General features: G+C 43.0%; 14 protein-coding genes. 10 read left to right on the forward strand and 4 right to left on the reverse strand.

All coding sequences use genetic code 11. From position 1 onward, the window contains the following. Nucleotides 1–61 precede the first annotated feature (61 nt). Both ACE38W_RS04325 and ACE38W_RS04330 read left to right on the forward strand, forming a co-directional pair. The gene (locus ACE38W_RS04325; RefSeq protein ID WP_375829014.1) at nucleotides 62–703 is read left to right on the forward strand and encodes an ATP-binding cassette domain-containing protein; all 642 of its coding nucleotides are present in this window, start codon (nucleotides 62–64) and stop codon (nucleotides 701–703) included. Nucleotides 704–845: 142 nt separating this feature from the next. After that, nucleotides 846–1,832 (forward strand): hypothetical protein, encoded by a 987-nt coding sequence (locus ACE38W_RS04330; RefSeq protein ID WP_375829015.1) that lies wholly within the window; start codon nucleotides 846–848, stop codon nucleotides 1,830–1,832. A gap of 1,932 nt (nucleotides 1,833–3,764) precedes the next feature. On the opposite strand, the gene ACE38W_RS04335 is transcribed toward ACE38W_RS04330, so the two are convergent. Beyond that, a complete protein-coding gene (locus ACE38W_RS04335) occupies nucleotides 3,765–5,318 on the reverse strand; it encodes a hypothetical protein (protein ID WP_375829016.1) in 1,554 nt (517 codons plus the stop codon). Between the two features lie 154 nt (nucleotides 5,319–5,472). Here ACE38W_RS04335 and leuC point away from each other — a divergent pair, with 154 nt between their 5' ends. The 5 genes from leuC to ACE38W_RS04360 are packed head-to-tail and all read left to right on the forward strand — an operon-like array spanning nucleotide 5,473 to nucleotide 10,904. Continuing rightward, nucleotides 5,473–6,870: a 3-isopropylmalate dehydratase large subunit gene (leuC, locus tag ACE38W_RS04340; RefSeq protein WP_375829017.1), complete on the forward strand. Its 1,398-nt coding sequence runs from the start codon at nucleotides 5,473–5,475 to the stop codon at nucleotides 6,868–6,870. Nucleotides 6,871–6,897: 27 nt separating this feature from the next. Continuing rightward, a complete protein-coding gene (locus ACE38W_RS04345; RefSeq protein ID WP_375829018.1) occupies nucleotides 6,898–7,647 on the forward strand; it encodes a class I SAM-dependent methyltransferase in 750 nt (249 codons plus the stop codon). Nucleotides 7,648–7,654: 7 nt separating this feature from the next. Next, on the forward strand, nucleotides 7,655–8,254 hold the full coding sequence (gene leuD / locus ACE38W_RS04350) for a 3-isopropylmalate dehydratase small subunit (protein ID WP_375829019.1): 600 nt from the start codon (nucleotides 7,655–7,657) through the stop codon (nucleotides 8,252–8,254). Between the two features lie 34 nt (nucleotides 8,255–8,288). After that, nucleotides 8,289–9,368: a 3-isopropylmalate dehydrogenase gene (gene leuB / locus ACE38W_RS04355; protein ID WP_375829020.1), complete on the forward strand. Its 1,080-nt coding sequence runs from the start codon at nucleotides 8,289–8,291 to the stop codon at nucleotides 9,366–9,368. A 30-nt stretch (nucleotides 9,369–9,398) separates the two neighbouring features. Beyond that, entirely contained in the window at nucleotides 9,399–10,904 is a 1,506-nt protein-coding gene (locus ACE38W_RS04360) for a 2-isopropylmalate synthase (RefSeq protein ID WP_375829021.1), read from the forward strand. Between the two features lie 74 nt (nucleotides 10,905–10,978). On the opposite strand, the gene ACE38W_RS04365 is transcribed toward ACE38W_RS04360, so the two are convergent. The 3 genes from ACE38W_RS04365 to ACE38W_RS04375 form a co-directional block, all read right to left on the reverse strand. After that, complete coding sequence (locus tag ACE38W_RS04365) at nucleotides 10,979–11,452, reverse strand: OmpA family protein (protein ID WP_375829022.1); 474 nt, start codon at nucleotides 11,450–11,452, stop codon at nucleotides 10,979–10,981. Next, nucleotides 11,442–12,140, reverse strand: a complete 699-nt coding sequence (locus ACE38W_RS04370; RefSeq protein WP_375829023.1) for a M15 family metallopeptidase — start codon at nucleotides 12,138–12,140, stop codon at nucleotides 11,442–11,444. Before ACE38W_RS04370 ends, ACE38W_RS04365 begins: the two co-directional genes overlap by 11 nt. 70 nt (nucleotides 12,141–12,210) lie before the next feature. Beyond that, on the reverse strand, nucleotides 12,211–13,350 hold the full coding sequence (locus ACE38W_RS04375; protein ID WP_375829024.1) for a hypothetical protein: 1,140 nt from the start codon (nucleotides 13,348–13,350) through the stop codon (nucleotides 12,211–12,213). 247 nt (nucleotides 13,351–13,597) lie between these two features. On the opposite strand from ACE38W_RS04375, the gene ACE38W_RS04380 reads away from it, so the two are divergent. The 3 genes from ACE38W_RS04380 (at nucleotide 13,598) to ACE38W_RS04390 (ending at nucleotide 16,089) form a co-directional block, all read left to right on the forward strand. Beyond that, on the forward strand, nucleotides 13,598–14,380 hold the full coding sequence (locus ACE38W_RS04380; RefSeq protein WP_375829025.1) for an SDR family NAD(P)-dependent oxidoreductase: 783 nt from the start codon (nucleotides 13,598–13,600) through the stop codon (nucleotides 14,378–14,380). 75 nt (nucleotides 14,381–14,455) lie between these two features. Next, entirely contained in the window at nucleotides 14,456–15,214 is a 759-nt protein-coding gene (locus ACE38W_RS04385) for a hypothetical protein (RefSeq protein WP_375829026.1), read from the forward strand. Nucleotides 15,215–15,237: 23 nt separating this feature from the next. Next, nucleotides 15,238–16,089 (forward strand): fumarylacetoacetate hydrolase family protein, encoded by an 852-nt coding sequence (locus ACE38W_RS04390; protein ID WP_375829027.1) that lies wholly within the window; start codon nucleotides 15,238–15,240, stop codon nucleotides 16,087–16,089.

Below are 16,089 nucleotides of genomic sequence, written 5' to 3' on the forward strand. Positions count from 1 at the left end.
GACAATTTCAGGATATATATCATACAATTTTTGATATTTATAGTATTAATGCTGTTAAGATATGCCCGATTCGGTAATCACATTGTCCGCCATCAGAAAAAGTTATCAGGATATCCCGGTACTGGATATTCCCCATCTATCCCTGGGACATGGGATCTATTGGCTGAAAGGCGAGAACGGCGCCGGTAAAACCACCTGTATGAAGGTGATGGCCGGTTTGCTACCCTTCAAAGGAGATATTATTATTAATGGTACCGTGAATAACGCCGGACAGCCAGTGGCTTACCGCCGACTGATCAACTACGCTGAGGCAGAACCGTTATACCCCGCCTTCCTCACAGGGAAAGACCTGATAAACCTCTACCTCAATACCAAAGGAGGGGATAGGCAGCTAATGCAGGAAATCCAATCCTTGCTCGGTGTGGGTAACTTTGTGAATAACCCTGTAAGTAGCTACAGTAGCGGGATGTTGAAAAAATTGAGCCTTATGCTGGCCTTTTGTGGTAATCCGGCACTCATCCTCCTGGACGAACCGCTGATCACTATAGATACCCGTACTGTGACCATACTCTATGACCTTATCAATCAATATCACAGTCGGGGCGTAAGCTTCTGCATTACCTCCCACCAACCACTGGACCCCGCAAAAGTTACCATTAACGGAACACTGACCATCCACAACAGAAATATTACGTTGAATTAGTATGAGGCATACGAACACTATCCTGCAAAAAATTTTCTCTACCCGATTTTATATAGAGAACACAGGGTTTTTTCTGATAATATTTTATTTTCTTTTTGGCATTGTCAACGGGTCAAACCTCTTGTATTATCATCTCGGACTGATGGAAGGCTTTCTGAGCAGTTGGGGATTTCTACTGCTGGTATTTGTATTATGGGGACTCTATTCCATAAAATGTACAGGGTATGTGATGAAGGTCATGCAGTTGCCGCAATATTTTTTTCTGTATAGCACGTTAGGTTGTATAGAAACGCCACAGCGGCGCAGGATATGGCTGCGCGTGCAGTTTCTTAATTATCTGCCGGTATTTATATATGGATTGATCGCTGCGGCGGTAGGATTTTGGAAACATTATTATATACCTGCATCGTTAATTATTGTATTTAATATTATAATGTGCGTATGGCCGTTGCCGTTATTCGAGAAAAAATTATGGCAGCCAGATGTTTTCTTTTTCAGCACGCGTTTCTCCCGATGGCTGGATAAATTATTTGTGAAGCCGCCGGTATTATATTTTTTCTACGAGCTATTTACTGTTTTCCCACGAAAGATGTTTCTCACGAAGCTTTGGTCTGCGTTGGTACTATGGCTGACGTTTTTCCTGATGTCGCAGAGTGAGTTCTTTGACTTGCGTGCCTTACAACTCGGCGTGATCATGTCGGTGCTAATGCATACACAGCTCATGTTGCATCATCGTGCTTTCGATGAAATTTACCTGAACTGGTTACAGAACTTACCTATTAGCACCTTGCGGCATTATTCGCGAGTAGTAGGTATGTATATCATCATGTATATACCAGAGACCATTATGCTGCTGTGTTATAATAATCATCGTTTTTCGATTACAGATATTATCACTGCCGGCATTACTGGTATATCATTGTTACTCATATTTAGGGTATTATTATATTTTCCAAAGATGAATGCAGAGATTCATTTCCGTTGGATACTGGTGATTTCTTTTGTGTTATTATTTATGATACTGGGATATTTGACCTGGTATGCCATTGTGTTATTGCAGCTGATAGCGGCACTGACATTTTTTAAGAAATACAGAAGATATGAACCGTGGCTGGAAATGCCGGAATGACATTGGTTGCTGAAATGCCTTACAGATAAGGATGCTGTAAGAATGAGATGCTATGTCATTTGCATTTTACCGGTGCAGGTTAACCCCTGCCCGAAATAGAAACTTCGCGAGGGGTTAACCCAAACCCCCATTAACGATGACTGCCTAAAGTATATCATTAATGTCCTTTTTAAGTGTACACCGGCAAGGGAAACGATAGACGCCACCGGAAGGATGCCATATACGTATACCTCTTATCTTACGATAAGGAGTGAATACCCATCAGTTGATACAATTAAACTGGCAATTTTTTGTCATGTAAAAAAATTACACCGCCATAAACCACCCTGGCGATGTTAGGTGATTTTACCACTATGGTAAAATAAGGTTGGGGAAAAAAGAGCCAGGGAGTTAGGCTGCTCCCAGGTTCTAAAAAATTGGTATCTGATACCTTTTCTTACATGACTCTTCGAAGATAGAAACAAATCTCATCTCTGCCAAGAAAATTAGTAAATATTTTTTCTTGAAACCCTTTGCTGATAAGGGTTTTATAGGAATGATAATTTGAATATTATTAGTATAATATTCTTATGAAAACTGGAAATCCAACTACAATAAGGTATGGATAGAAAAATGAGATCCTGAGATTGATCCATATAGTGAATGTAAATGAAATGATATGGTTTATTCAGACTGCTGGGCTGCAGGTTACCCCCTGCCCGAAGTAGAAACTTCGCGAGGGGCTAACCCAAAATTACATTTAAGTACATGGTCTAAATGCACCTTTAATGTTTTCCTTTTTCAATCTGACAATTACATGGAAATCTATAGACACCACCAGTGGGGTGCCATACTTTTACACCTCTTATCTTACGATAAGGTGTAAAAATCCAACCATGTTTACAATTAAAAAAGCACTGGCTTTGTTTGGTGTTCATTACCTCAGGTTGAAATTGTCACCTGAAAAAGTACCCAAGTGACTTTCGGTGATTTTACCAGGATGGTAAAATAAGTTAAGGAGAAAATAAACCTGGGAGTTAGACCTCTCCCAGGCTTGTATATTTTCTTTCAAACGTTGCACTTATGTGCAATAAAGTAATGAACTGAATCGAAGATAGAAACAAATCTCATCTCTGCCGAGAAAATTAGTAAATAATTTTTCTTGAAACCCTTTGCTGATAAGGGTTTTGTAGGAATGATAATTTGAGTATTATTTGTATAATGATCTTATAAATACTGGAGATCTAACTACAATAAGTATTGAATAGAAATAAGGAGTTAGGAGGATTACAAGGGATGTACGGAAGAATGTTACGATGCGTCTTATTCAGACTTCTGGGCTGCAGGATAACCCCTGCCCGAAGTAGAAACTTCGCGAGGGGCTAACCCAATTCTCATTAATAATAAACTACCTATTTATTATTAATGTCTTTTTCAATTTTGCACTGGCAAGGGAATCGATAGACGCCACCTGTGGGATGCCACACACGCCTCTTATCTTGCGATAAGGAGTAAATACCCATCCGTTGACACAATTGCATAAAGAAAAATTCGACATAAATACAATTTATCATCGCCATTAAACGCCCTGGCAATGTTGGGCAATTTTACCACTATGGCAAAATAAGTTGGGGAAGAAAGAGCCTGGGAGTAGGTAGCTCCCAGGCTCAAAGAAATCGGTAATAGATACCTTATATTTATGTCACTTCGAAGATAGAAACAAATCTCATCTCTGCCAAGAAAATTAGTAAATAATTTTTCTTGAAACCATTTGCTGATAAGGGTTTTGTAGGAATGATACTATGAGTGTTATTATGGTTAAAAACGATTTCTTTTGATAAAGAACAATCAATAATATTCACATAAAAAAAGAGATGGCATCGAAAAAATGCCATCTCTTTTTATCTACAGAAAAATCTACTCGATCATCTGCATAAATAATATTTTAAACAACTAAATCCTGCGTTCCTTATTCTGAAACTTACGTTGAATAACTTCCTGCACCGGACGGCCGTCAATCTTGCTTTCGAGCCAGGAAATTATATCGAGATATAAGAAGGAACGACGCTCATACGGATCCTCTGAAATTACTTCCAGTCTGTGTTTTAAATCTACGAATGCATTACGCAACTCTTTAGGATTAGCGTATATGTATTTACGTAAGAACTTCATGATCTCATCCATCACTGATCCAAGGTCTTTGTTTTTGGAGATGAAATGATACACGGATTTGATCAGATATTCCACCAGACTGTAGTTCTCCAGCTCATAATGCGCTATCAGATGCAGTATGCGCGCAAAACACTGTATGTCGGCACGCAGGTTGCCTATCTTCAGGTTGATGATTTTATTGAGATAAACAATAGCCTTACTATTGTCGCCACTACCAAAATATAAACAGGCAATCTTGTAATAAAACACCAATACACGATGCTGATCTATTTTCAGGGTATGATTGCTGATTTCGGATTCCAACTCCGGCACCATCGCCAAACCCTGTGTAAACGTACCTTCCAGGAAATAACGATTAATCTTTGCGGTGTACAGATACACAAATGCCGAAGTGCGCGTGTTCTCATGGAAGCTCTCCTGATTCGCCACTATGAATGCTTCCAGCTCACATAACGCTGTTTTGAATTTCTCGAAGTTACTGGTATAGAAATGTGCCGTCAGCAGGTTATGCTGGGCCTTGATGTACAGATCCATATCTGTTTGCTGCAAGGATGGATACTGCTTAAACAGATCTACCCATTTCTGCGTATACCTGTAGTACATTACGAAGTCCTGCAGGATATAGAAATACCAGCAGCTGGCCTGGTACATGTATACTTTTTCGTAGAAGCTCATATCTGCCAGCTTATGCGGTGGCAGCTGACTTTCAAAAAAGGATTTTACCATTTCTGCGTCTCTTTCATTACGGGCATGCCCTAATTTAAGGTAGAGGCCATACATACGCAGTGAAAGTGTGGAAAGCATGCTGATGTTGGTCAGCTGGTATTGAATCTGTTTGGATTCCGCACTCAATGCCTCCGCGCGGTTTTCCAGGCTTCGGGTGATATGTCTTGATTCTATCAGCTTCTCAAATTCCACGATCTCATAGCCCAGCATCACTTCTTCCTGGTCATAGGCCATGGTTTTGGCTTTGCCAAGGATCTTCAGTGCCTGGTTATATAATCCCTTATTGTACAGTACACGGGCATGGTCCAGCTGCTCCCGGAGGTCTATCAGCGGGTCTTTCTGCTTGTACAGTTGTCGTAAGCTGGTCAGTAAATGTTTGTAGAGATGCGCTTTTACATTCGATAACTGTTGCTTCTTCAGATCAGGGACCTTCTTCAAGATCTGCTCTTCATCATACTCTTTTAGCTTGTCCAACGTATTGAACAATTGTATAAAAAGTACGTCCTCCTTCGTATTATTCTTATTGAAAGTTAGCTGAAAACTACGTTTTTCAGCTTTCGTTAAGGTTTTTATTAATATGAATAACGCATCACTTTGACTGTTGGGCATCGTTAATAAAATCTTGTAAAATATTGATAAACAATATTTTAATGTTTATCAATGGCGTTTAAAAGTTGTAATTAAGACAAATTTAGCGATATGTACATTAAATATCGTCCATTAGATTTGAAGGTATAAACAATTTAAAAAGGAAGCAATAAGGATGGGAAAAACGTTATTTGACAAAATCTGGGACAGCCACATCGTGATGAGTAAACCTGGTCATCCGGATGCCGTGTATATCAACACGCACTTTATCCATGAGGTAACCAGCCCTCAGGCATTCGATGGTTTGCGCAAGAGAGGCATCCCGGTTTTTCGTCCTGCCAAAACTAGGGCCACTGCCGATCACAACGTGCCAACAATGGATCAGCACCTGCCTATTAAGGAAGCACTGAGCCGCCACCAGGTGGAAATGCTGACTAAAAACACGGCCGAATTCGGGGTGGAACTGTATGGTCTGGGACATCCTTACCAGGGTATCGTTCATGTTATTGGCCCTGAACTAGGTATCACGCTTCCTGGAATGACCATCGTTTGTGGCGACAGCCATACTTCTACTCATGGCGCCTTCGGAGCAGTAGCTTTCGGTATTGGTACTTCCGAAGTAGAACAGGTAATGGCGACTCAATGTATCCTGCAATACAAGCCTAAACGCATGAAAATTGAAGTGAACGGCCAGCTGAAAAAAGGCGTTCTCTCCAAAGATATCATCCTGTATATCATCTCTAAAATATCTGCATCCGGTGCTACCGGTTATTTCGTAGAATATGCCGGCGACGCCATTCGTAGTCTGAGCATGGAAGCACGTATGACCATCTGCAACATGAGTATCGAAATGGGTGCTCGTGGTGGTATGATCGCTCCGGACGACATCACCTTCGAATATATTAAAGGCCGTGAGTTTGCGCCTAAAGGCGAAGCCTGGGATAAATCCCTCGCTTACTGGAAAACTTTATTTTCCGATGCAGACGCAGCATTTGATACCGTGCTGACTTTCGATGCGGCAGATATCGAACCGCAGATCACCTATGGTACCAATCCTGGCATGGGTATGGGCATCACCCGTAACATCCCTTCCCTGGAGCAGATCGATGAGAAAGAAAGACCTTCTTTCAAAAAATCGCTGGAATATATGGACCTGCAGGCAGGAGCTGAACTCCTTGGCAAAAAAATCGACTACGTATTTATTGGTAGCTGTACCAACTCCCGCATAGAAGATCTGCGTCTGGTGGCCGATTTCGTAAAAGGCAAACAGAAAGCAGCAGATGTAGTGGCTTGGATAGTACCAGGTTCTAAACAGGTAGAAGCCCAGGCTAAAGCAGAAGGTATTGATAAAGTACTGGCTGCTGCCGGATTCCAGCTGCGTGAACCAGGTTGCAGTGCCTGCCTCGGTATGAACGAAGATAAAGTTCCTGCTGGCATGTATTGTATCTCTACCTCCAACCGCAACTTCGAAGGACGCCAGGGACCTAATGCCCGTACCTTCCTCGCGAGTCCGCTGACAGCTGCTGCTGCCGCTATCACCGGTCGCGTAACTGATGTAAGAGAACTGGTTTAATTACCTACACGGCTAAACGCTCATTATATGGACCAATGGAATGCTGACTTATACAAAACCAAACACAACTTCGTGTTTGAATATGGCAACAGCCTCATTGAATGGCTGAATCCACAACCCGGAGAATCCATTCTGGATCTCGGTTGCGGTACTGGTGAGCTCACAGCCCAACTGGCTGAAACCGGCGCTAATGTAACCGGTATTGATGCTTCACCTAAGATGATCAGCAGTGCTAAAGCACATTTTCCAAATGTGAACTTTGCAGTTGCTGATGCCGCTTCCTTTGACCTGCACCAACAGTTTGATGCCATCTTTTCCAATGCCACCCTACACTGGGTGCAAGAAAAAGAAAAAGCCATCGAACGCATGTACGCACATCTCCGCCAAAACGGACGACTAGTACTGGAAATGGGCGGTAAGGGCAATGTAAACAGCATCCTCCGTGAACTGGAATATGTAATGCAGCAAAAAGGATATACCTATCAGCCGTTCTGGTATTTCCCTTCTCCAGGCGAATACGCAACCCTGCTGGAAAAAGCAGGATTCACCGTAGAAAAAATCCTCTTCTTCGAAAGACCTACCAAACTGGCAGATCCTGAAACCGGTATCAGCGTTTGGTTAGAGATGTTCGGTGATCATTTCTTTGCCCAGGTATCTGAAAAAGATAAAAAGGAAATACTACAGCAGGTACAGGAAGAAGTAGGACCAGCCTTGACAAGAGAAGGTAATTTATATGCAGACTACGTCCGCCTTCGTGTGGTCGCCGTCAAAAAATAATCTGACAATGAGTAAAACATTTCAACATTTAGTTTCTTCTGCGGTACCTGTACCGATTGAAAATATAGATACAGATCAAATCATTCCTGCACGCTTCCTGAAAGCTACCACCAGAGATGGTTTCGGTGAAAACCTCTTCCGCGACTGGCGCTTTGAGGCTGATAATACACCTAAAGCTGACTTCGTTCTCAACAATCCTACTTACAGTGGTAAGATATTAGTAGGTGGTAAAAACTTCGGCTGTGGCTCTTCTCGCGAGCATGCTGCCTGGGCCATCGCCGACTATGGCTTCAAAGTAGTTGTCAGCAGCTTCTTCGCTGATATCTTCAAAAACAATGCACTCAATAACTTCATCCTGCCTGTACAAGTAAGTGAAGCCTTCCTGGAAAAAGTTTTCCTGGCAATCGAAAAAGATCCGAAAGCAGAACTGGAAGTAGATCTGAATAACCAGTTCATCAAAATTAAAGCTACCGGTGAACAGGAAAACTTTGATATCAATCCTTACAAAAAAACATGTCTGCTCAATGGTTACGATGATATCGACTACCTGCTGAGTTTACGCAAGGAAATCGAAACCTACGAACAATCCAGACCATTCAATTTTTAAGCACACCTTACATACATCATAAAGCACACTCTACATGGGCGTTGAAAAGAAAATATTAGTAATTCCAGGTGATGGAATCGGACAGGAAGTAACAGCCTGGGGACAAAAAGTACTGGAAACCATTGCGAAAAATTATGGTCATACTTTCCATTTTGAAGAAGGTATGATGGGCCATGTGGCTATTGAAGCTACCGGTGATCCGCTGCCAGACAGTACGCTGGACCGTGCTAGAAACAGCGATGCTATCCTGTTTGGCGCTATTGGTCATGCTAAATATGATAACGATCCTACCTTGAAAGTAAGACCAGAACAGGGCCTCCTGAAAATCCGCAAGGAACTGGGCTTATATGCTAACCTGCGTCCTATCAAATTGTTCGACGAGCTACTGGAAGCTTCCAGTATCAAGCCTGAAATCCTTCGTGGTGCTGATATTCTTTTCTTCCGTGAGTTGACCGGTGATGTATATTTTGGTGAGAAGAAAAGAACAGAAGATCGTAATACTGCTTCTGACCTGATGATTTATCATCGTTATGAAGTGGAGCGTATTGCCCGTAAAGCTTATGAAGCAGCACGTACACGTCGTAATAAACTTTGCTCTGTAGATAAAGCAAACGTGCTGGAAGCCAGCCGTCTGTGGAGAGAAGTGGTGCAGGAAATTTCAAAAGAATATCCTGATGTAGAAACAGAACATATGTTCATTGATAACGCAGCAATGCAGTTGATCAAAGATCCTAAGCGTTTCGACGTAGTACTTACCGGTAATCTTTTTGGAGATATCCTGACAGATGAGGCTAGCCAGATCGCTGGTTCTATGGGTATGCTGGCTTCAGCATCTGTAGGTGATAAAGTAGGTTTCTATGAGCCTATCCACGGTTCTGCACATGATATTGCTGGTAAAGGTATTGCCAACCCATTGGCGTCTATCCTTTCCGCAGCACTGATGCTGGATATTTCTTTTGGACTGAAAACTGAGTCACAGCGTGTGATTAAAGCGGTGGAAGCTACACTGCGCCAGGGTTACAGAACAATGGATATCGCCAACAAGCATACGGAGAACGAATTTATTATGGGTACAGACGCCATGGGTGCGAAAGTACTGGAGAACCTGAACTAATCTTACTAAACCGAAAATAGTTACACTATCATGGATAAAAATCGTGTATACGTCTTTGATACCACGCTGCGCGATGGTGAACAGGTGCCTGGCTGTCAGCTGACCACTGTAGAAAAAATTGAAATCGCGAAGAAACTGGAAGCGCTGGGTGTGGATATCATCGAGGCTGGTTTCCCCATCTCCAGCCCTGGCGATTTCCAGAGTGTGGTGGAGATTTCCAAAGCAATTTCTGAACCCGTTATATGTGCACTGACACGCGCTAATACCAAGGATATCGATGCTGCTGCTGAAGCACTGCGTTTTGCAAAACGTGGTCGTATTCATACCGGTATCGGTTCTTCCGATATGCATATCAAATATAAATTCAACAGCACCCGCGATGAAATCCTCCAGCGTGCTGTAGATGCAGTAAAATATGCCCGTAAATTCACCGACGACGTAGAATTTTATGCGGAAGATGCTGGCCGTGCAGACAACGAATATCTGGCTCGTATGATCGAAGCAGTTATTGCTGCTGGCGCCACCACCGTGAACATCCCTGATACCAACGGTTATTGCCTCCCTGATCAGTATGGCGCTAAAATCAAATACCTGGTAGATCATGTATCTAACATCGATAAAGCGATCATCTCTGTTCACTGCCACAACGACCTCGGACTGGCTACCGCCAATACCATCGCTGGTATTCAGAATGGCGCACGCCAGGTAGAATGTACCATCAACGGTATCGGAGAACGTGCAGGTAATACTTCTCTCGAAGAAGTAGCCATGATATTGAAAACGCATCACGCTTTAGGTTATCATACCAACATCAATTCAAAAGGCATCTACGAGATCTCCAACATGGTGTCTACTATGATGCGTATGCCGGTTCAGCCTAACAAGGCAATCGTAGGCCGTAATGCTTTTGCGCATAGCTCTGGTATCCACCAGGATGGCGTGTTGAAACATCGCGAAAACTATGAGATCCTCAATCCGGAAGATGTAGGGATTAACTCCAACGCTATTATCCTGACAGCCCGTAGCGGTCGTCATGCGTTGAAGCACCACCTGGAGCGCCTCGGTTATAAAATTGATAAAATCAACCTGGATGAAGTTTATGAACGCTTCCTGGTGATTGCTGATAATAAGAAAGAAATCTCTGATGCTGACCTGTTACAGCTGATGGGAGATGGCGATGCCAAAGTATATGATGAAAAAGGTATTAAAGTAACCTTACTGCAAGTAGTATGTGGCGATCCGCTGCGTCCTATGGCTACTGTAAAGCTGATGATCAACGGTGAAGAGAAAGAAGCAAGTGCCGCTGGTAATGGTCCGGTTAATGCCACCATCAACGCTATTCACGAAATTATCAAAGATGATATAGACCTGGACGAATTCAGTATTCAGGCTATGCACGGCGGTAGTGAAGATGTGAGCAAAGTGAATATGCGCGTGAAATACAATGGTCAGTCGTACTACGGTTTCGGTTACTCTACCGACATCGTAAATGCATCTGTACATGCGTATGTAGATGCTTTAAACAAAATCTATTAGTATTCATAACGATTGATTTACTTTGATTGACGGGCCGCTGACGTAGTGCATCAGCGGCCTTTTTATTTATATTGTTATTGTAATACAATCGTCACTCTTCGGTTTTTCCTTCTGTTCTCTTCTGATGTATTGGGAACCAGTGGATTTGTATCTCCTTCCGATTTAGTTTCAATCCTGCCAGCCGCAACACCTTTACTGATCAGATATTGGGCTGCTGCCTTAGCTCTGGCTTCACCCACTTTTAAGTTGGCTGTTGCGCTGCCGATATCACAAGTATGTCCGATGATCAGGATATTCACATCCGGGTAATTAGCCAGAATGTTTGCAACGCTGTCCAGCTGCTCTTTAGCGCCATCAGGAATTTCTATCTGCCCAAGTTTTCCAAATACCATCGGACGTTTGATCACCGCTGCTTCTGTTGACGTAATTTCTTTCTTTGCAGGAGCTGGTAGCAGCTTCTGTTCTTCTTTTATTACATGTACAACATCTGGCTGTTTAACCATTACGAAAACGGCCGGAACATTCCGGCCGTCAATATTAGAATACAATATCCATCAGCGGATATTTTTTATAATCAGGTAGATAAAAGTGCCACCATTCGGTACTGCTTCCTTTGAAGCCAGCGGCTTTCATGGTATCGCGCAAGAGTTTACGATTAGCCGTTACCGTTGGATCTTTTGGCTGATAGTTTTGATGCGCCTTAAAGGTGAAGTCATCGAAGTCGGTAGGCATTGCTACCGGCTTACCAGTTTTAAGATCTACCATGCTCAGGTCTACGGCTACGCCGCGGTTATGCCCAGAGCCTTTGCGGGGATCGGCTGCATACAAATCGTTTGGAACGATCTTAAACATCAGCTCCGTACACCTGTACGGTCTATAAGCATCATAGATCAACAGGCCGTAACCCTGCTTGTGCAAGATATCCTGGACTTTCTTCAGTTTCGCCGCTGCAGGCTTCCGCAGGTAAATAGCCGTGTTATTATTGGGATATAATACCTGGTGTGTAAAGTTATTAGTGGTAGCATACCTTACATCTTTCTTAATGCCAGGAATATACTTTTCCAGGTTGACAAGTTCCTGGGTGCTGTCTTTTTTAATCAGCTGCTCATACTGTTTTTTATCTGTCAGCACTGCAAGGCCGTATTTGTTTAACGGTATCTGCTGGGCGCTGACAGCAGTAAAACAAGTAGTGGCAGCCAGTAGTAAAAGGCATCTAATCTTAGCTAGTATATTCATGGTTTATCAAGACCAGGTTAAAAAATCAGTTTTGCACCATACAAATATAGTTATAAACAGATTGGACATTTTATTTACCAGAAACGGTTTTGTTTAATGCGTTGATTTTTTCTTCCTGTTGTGATAAACGTTTATTGAGTTCAATAATATAGAGTGTAAGCTCCTCCACTTTTTGTACCAGTTGCCTGTTTACTGCTGCTATATCCTGTCCGTTTTGTTCTATGGCAGCAGCCGCCGGAAAACCAGGCAGGTGCTGATGTTCCCGGATAAAATCTTCCAAATAGCCTAGTGATGGCAGTTGGTAGTCGGGAGTGAAAACATAGTCCGGCCATTTGGAATTTTCTTTGACTACAACTTTAGTGAATATAGCATTGCCATTAACGGCAAACTTATAACCTTTAGCGTCGGTGGTACCAACACATACGGAACCGTTGCTTTTCACCATTAACATCGGATTCCCATAATTGGAGACTGTCAGCAGATTATTGTTGAGCAATGATACATCGCCTTTTCCGCGTGCATCCAGTAGTATAGCGGCTGAAAATGCATCGTCACCGGTAGGGACAACATCCGCAGCATGACCAATCACATACAATCCAAAAGGTCTGCCTTCTGCCTTGGCACGGCCTCTGATCATTGGTATGAAGTTGGTATCAGTAGTAGTGGCATTGCCAAAAATAAGGCCACCAATGCTGGAAGGAATACCAGGTTTAGTGATTTCCTGGATATTTATTTGAGGTGAATTGATCGATAGTAATGCATTGGGTTGGTTGGTGCCAATACCAACATTTCCTGCGTTTGTAATTCTTAACCGTTCTTTTAATGATTCGGAAGTCGCACCGGTGGAAGTAGAAAATGCCAGGTCCATGCCTTGTACTAATGAATACTGTCCCCATAGATTGATTCTTTCGGCTCTGATGCGGGCGCCGATCTGGTTCGGGATAACATCGCGGTATCCGGCAAAATCGATATTGTAAGCACCGGACACGCCATACATTGGTGCGTCACGGTTACCCTGATCATTAGATCTACCCATTCTGAAGGTGGAGGTATTTGAATCTACTACGTTTCCGCCGATGTGTAGTTTGGCCATCATGAGGGAGCTGTCAATGGCTATTCCCACGCTTCCTGGGAAAACCTGTTTCTGGGCATAGGTTGCTGAGCCTAGCATTAATGTAAATGCTATCACAGCCAGGGATTTCTTTAACATAAATTGAGCTTAAAAAAAGTAAGTGCTATAGGTTTAAAAAACAGCAAATAAATATATTAAAATCCATCCTGTTGCGCTCGAACAGACTCGCTTTAATTTTTAACTAGAAAAGCGTCGCTTCATGTATTTATCTCAAAAAATACCTGTTTTTTAGAAAATTGGTTAATAAAGTATAATATACAGCGAAAATACAGTTGTTATCCACAAGCTATTAATCCTATTTTAGAACCCTTAAATTTTTATTACGATGGAGCTGTTCAGATTAGATAATAAAGTGGCAGTTATCACCGGCGGTGGTAGCGGCATAGGACAGGCGATAGCTAAATGTTTTGGTGCACAGGGTGCTCAGGTCCATATCCTGGAACTGAATGCAGAGGGTGGTAAAGGTACTGCCGATGAAATTATTGCGGATGGTGGTAAAGCACAGGTACATGCCTGCAATGTTGCCGACCAGGCAGCAGTTGTTGCTGTAATGAATAATATTATCCAATCTGCCGGCAAACTGGATATCCTCGTTAACTGCGCAGGTATCGCACATGTAGGTAAGTTGGAGAATACCGCTGAGCAAGACTTTGACCGCGTTTACAATGTAAATGTGAAAGGGACTTACAACTGTATGTATGCGGTTATTGGTCAGATGAAAAAACAAGGCGGCGGTGTCATCTTAAATATCGCATCTATCGCTTCCAGTGTGGGTATCCCGGATAGGTTCGCGTACTCTATGAGTAAAGGTGCTGTATTAACCATGACGCTCTCCGTAGCGAAAGACTACCTGGGCGATAATATCCGCTGCAACTGTGTGTCTCCGGCCAGAGTACATACGCCTTTCGTAGATGGGTTCATTGCTAAAAATTATCCTGGTAAAGAAGCAGAGATGTTCGAAAAACTGAGCAAAACCCAGCCTATCGGCCGTATGGCTAAACCTGCAGAAGTAGGTACGCTGGCGCTTTACCTCTGCTCCGATGAAGCCGGATTTATCACTGGTTCTGATTACCCAATCGATGGAGGTTTTATCCGTCTTAATAACTAATATTTTAATATGTTGAGTGTAACTTTAGGTCGAATGCCTATTTTTATTTTTTTATAACAAATCACCTAAACGTTCATGAAACATTTTCCCGTTTACCTGGCACTGGCTACTTTAGGGTTTGCCGCTTGTAATAATGGTAAAGACAACGCAGCAGGTACTGCACAGCAATCCGACTCTGTTCCGATGACACCCGCTACTCCAGCCGGAAAAGTGGATGTTACCCTCAAAAACAGAAATAAAGACACTGCGCAGGTAGTAATCAAATTCGCTATCAATGGTCAGGAAAAAGAAAAATCTTTCGACCAGGCCATCCTCACCGAAGGCACTGATAATGATGTGATCCGTGTAGCCTGGGATAAGCCTAACAGCGCATACATCGGCGTAGTAAAGCCTAACCGCGCGCCTCGTTATTACCACGCCAGCGTAGACAGTAGCAATGGCGCACTGAAAATCTTCTGGGCCACCGTACCTCCAAAACCAGTATGGTTATACATGGAAAATGTACAAGGCCTGGGAAAAGTAGCCGCCGCCGCTTCCGGAACAACAAATTCTTATAAAAAGAATATTAAATCCGGTAAAATCATCGAAGATTTTATTGCTGAAATAAGACCTTCCGATAAACCAGATAACGTAGTACTCTACGTGGAATTTGCAGGTGTTAATAAAACGATGACCATGCCTGTTCCTAAAGGTTACAAACCAGTTATCCAGACCACCGGCAAACCAGATCAGGTTTATTTCTCTATGGAAAAAGAGGGGAAACTGGATGCTGTAATGGATCTGAAAGTAGAAGATGGCCACTTACAGGTGGATCATCTGAAAGAAATAAAATAATAGCAAACAATAAAAAAAGTCTAATGAAACTTATCAGGTTTGGTTTAGCAGGTGCTGAAAAGCCAGGTGTGGCAACGGATGCCGGCATGTTTGATGTAAGCGCATTTGGCGAAGATTATGGAGAGAAATTTTTTGAGACGAATGGTCTGCAACGCCTCGCCGAATGGTGGGCTGCTAACAGTGCTAACTGTCCGCAGGTGCCTGCAGGTACCCGCCTCGGTTCCGCTATCGCACGCCCTTCCAAAATAGTTTGTATCGGCCTTAACTACGCTGATCACGCTAAAGAAACAAATGCAGCCATCCCTGCAGAACCAATCGTGTTCTTTAAAAGTACCTCTTCTCTGGTAGGTCCTAACGACAACCTCATCATCCCTCGTAACAGTGAAAAAACTGACTGGGAAGTAGAACTGGCCGTTGTTATCGGTAAAAAAGCCAGCTATGTAGAAGAAAAAGATGCACTGGATTATGTTGCCGGCTACTGCCTGCACAACGATTATAGCGAACGCGCTTTCCAGATCGAAAGAGGTGGTCAGTGGGTGAAAGGAAAAAGCTGCGACACCTTCGCACCTTTAGGCCCATGGCTCGCTACACAGGATGAAATCTCAGATATCAACAACCTGCGTTTATGGCTCACCGTTAATGGTAAAACCATGCAAGACGGTACTACCGCTAATCTCATCTTCAAAATACCTTTTCTGGTATCTTACCTCAGCCAGTTCATGACCCTGCTCCCAGGTGATGTGATCTCCACCGGTACGCCTGCTGGCGTTGGCCTGGGTATGAACCCTCAGGTATATCTGAAACCAGGAGACGTAGTAGAACTGGGTATCGATCATCTGGGCTCTTCCAAACAAACTGCTGTAGCATATAAATAA

The organism is Chitinophaga sp. Hz27 (assembly GCF_042263525.1).
Classification (GTDB): Bacteria; Bacteroidota; Bacteroidia; order Chitinophagales; family Chitinophagaceae; genus Chitinophaga.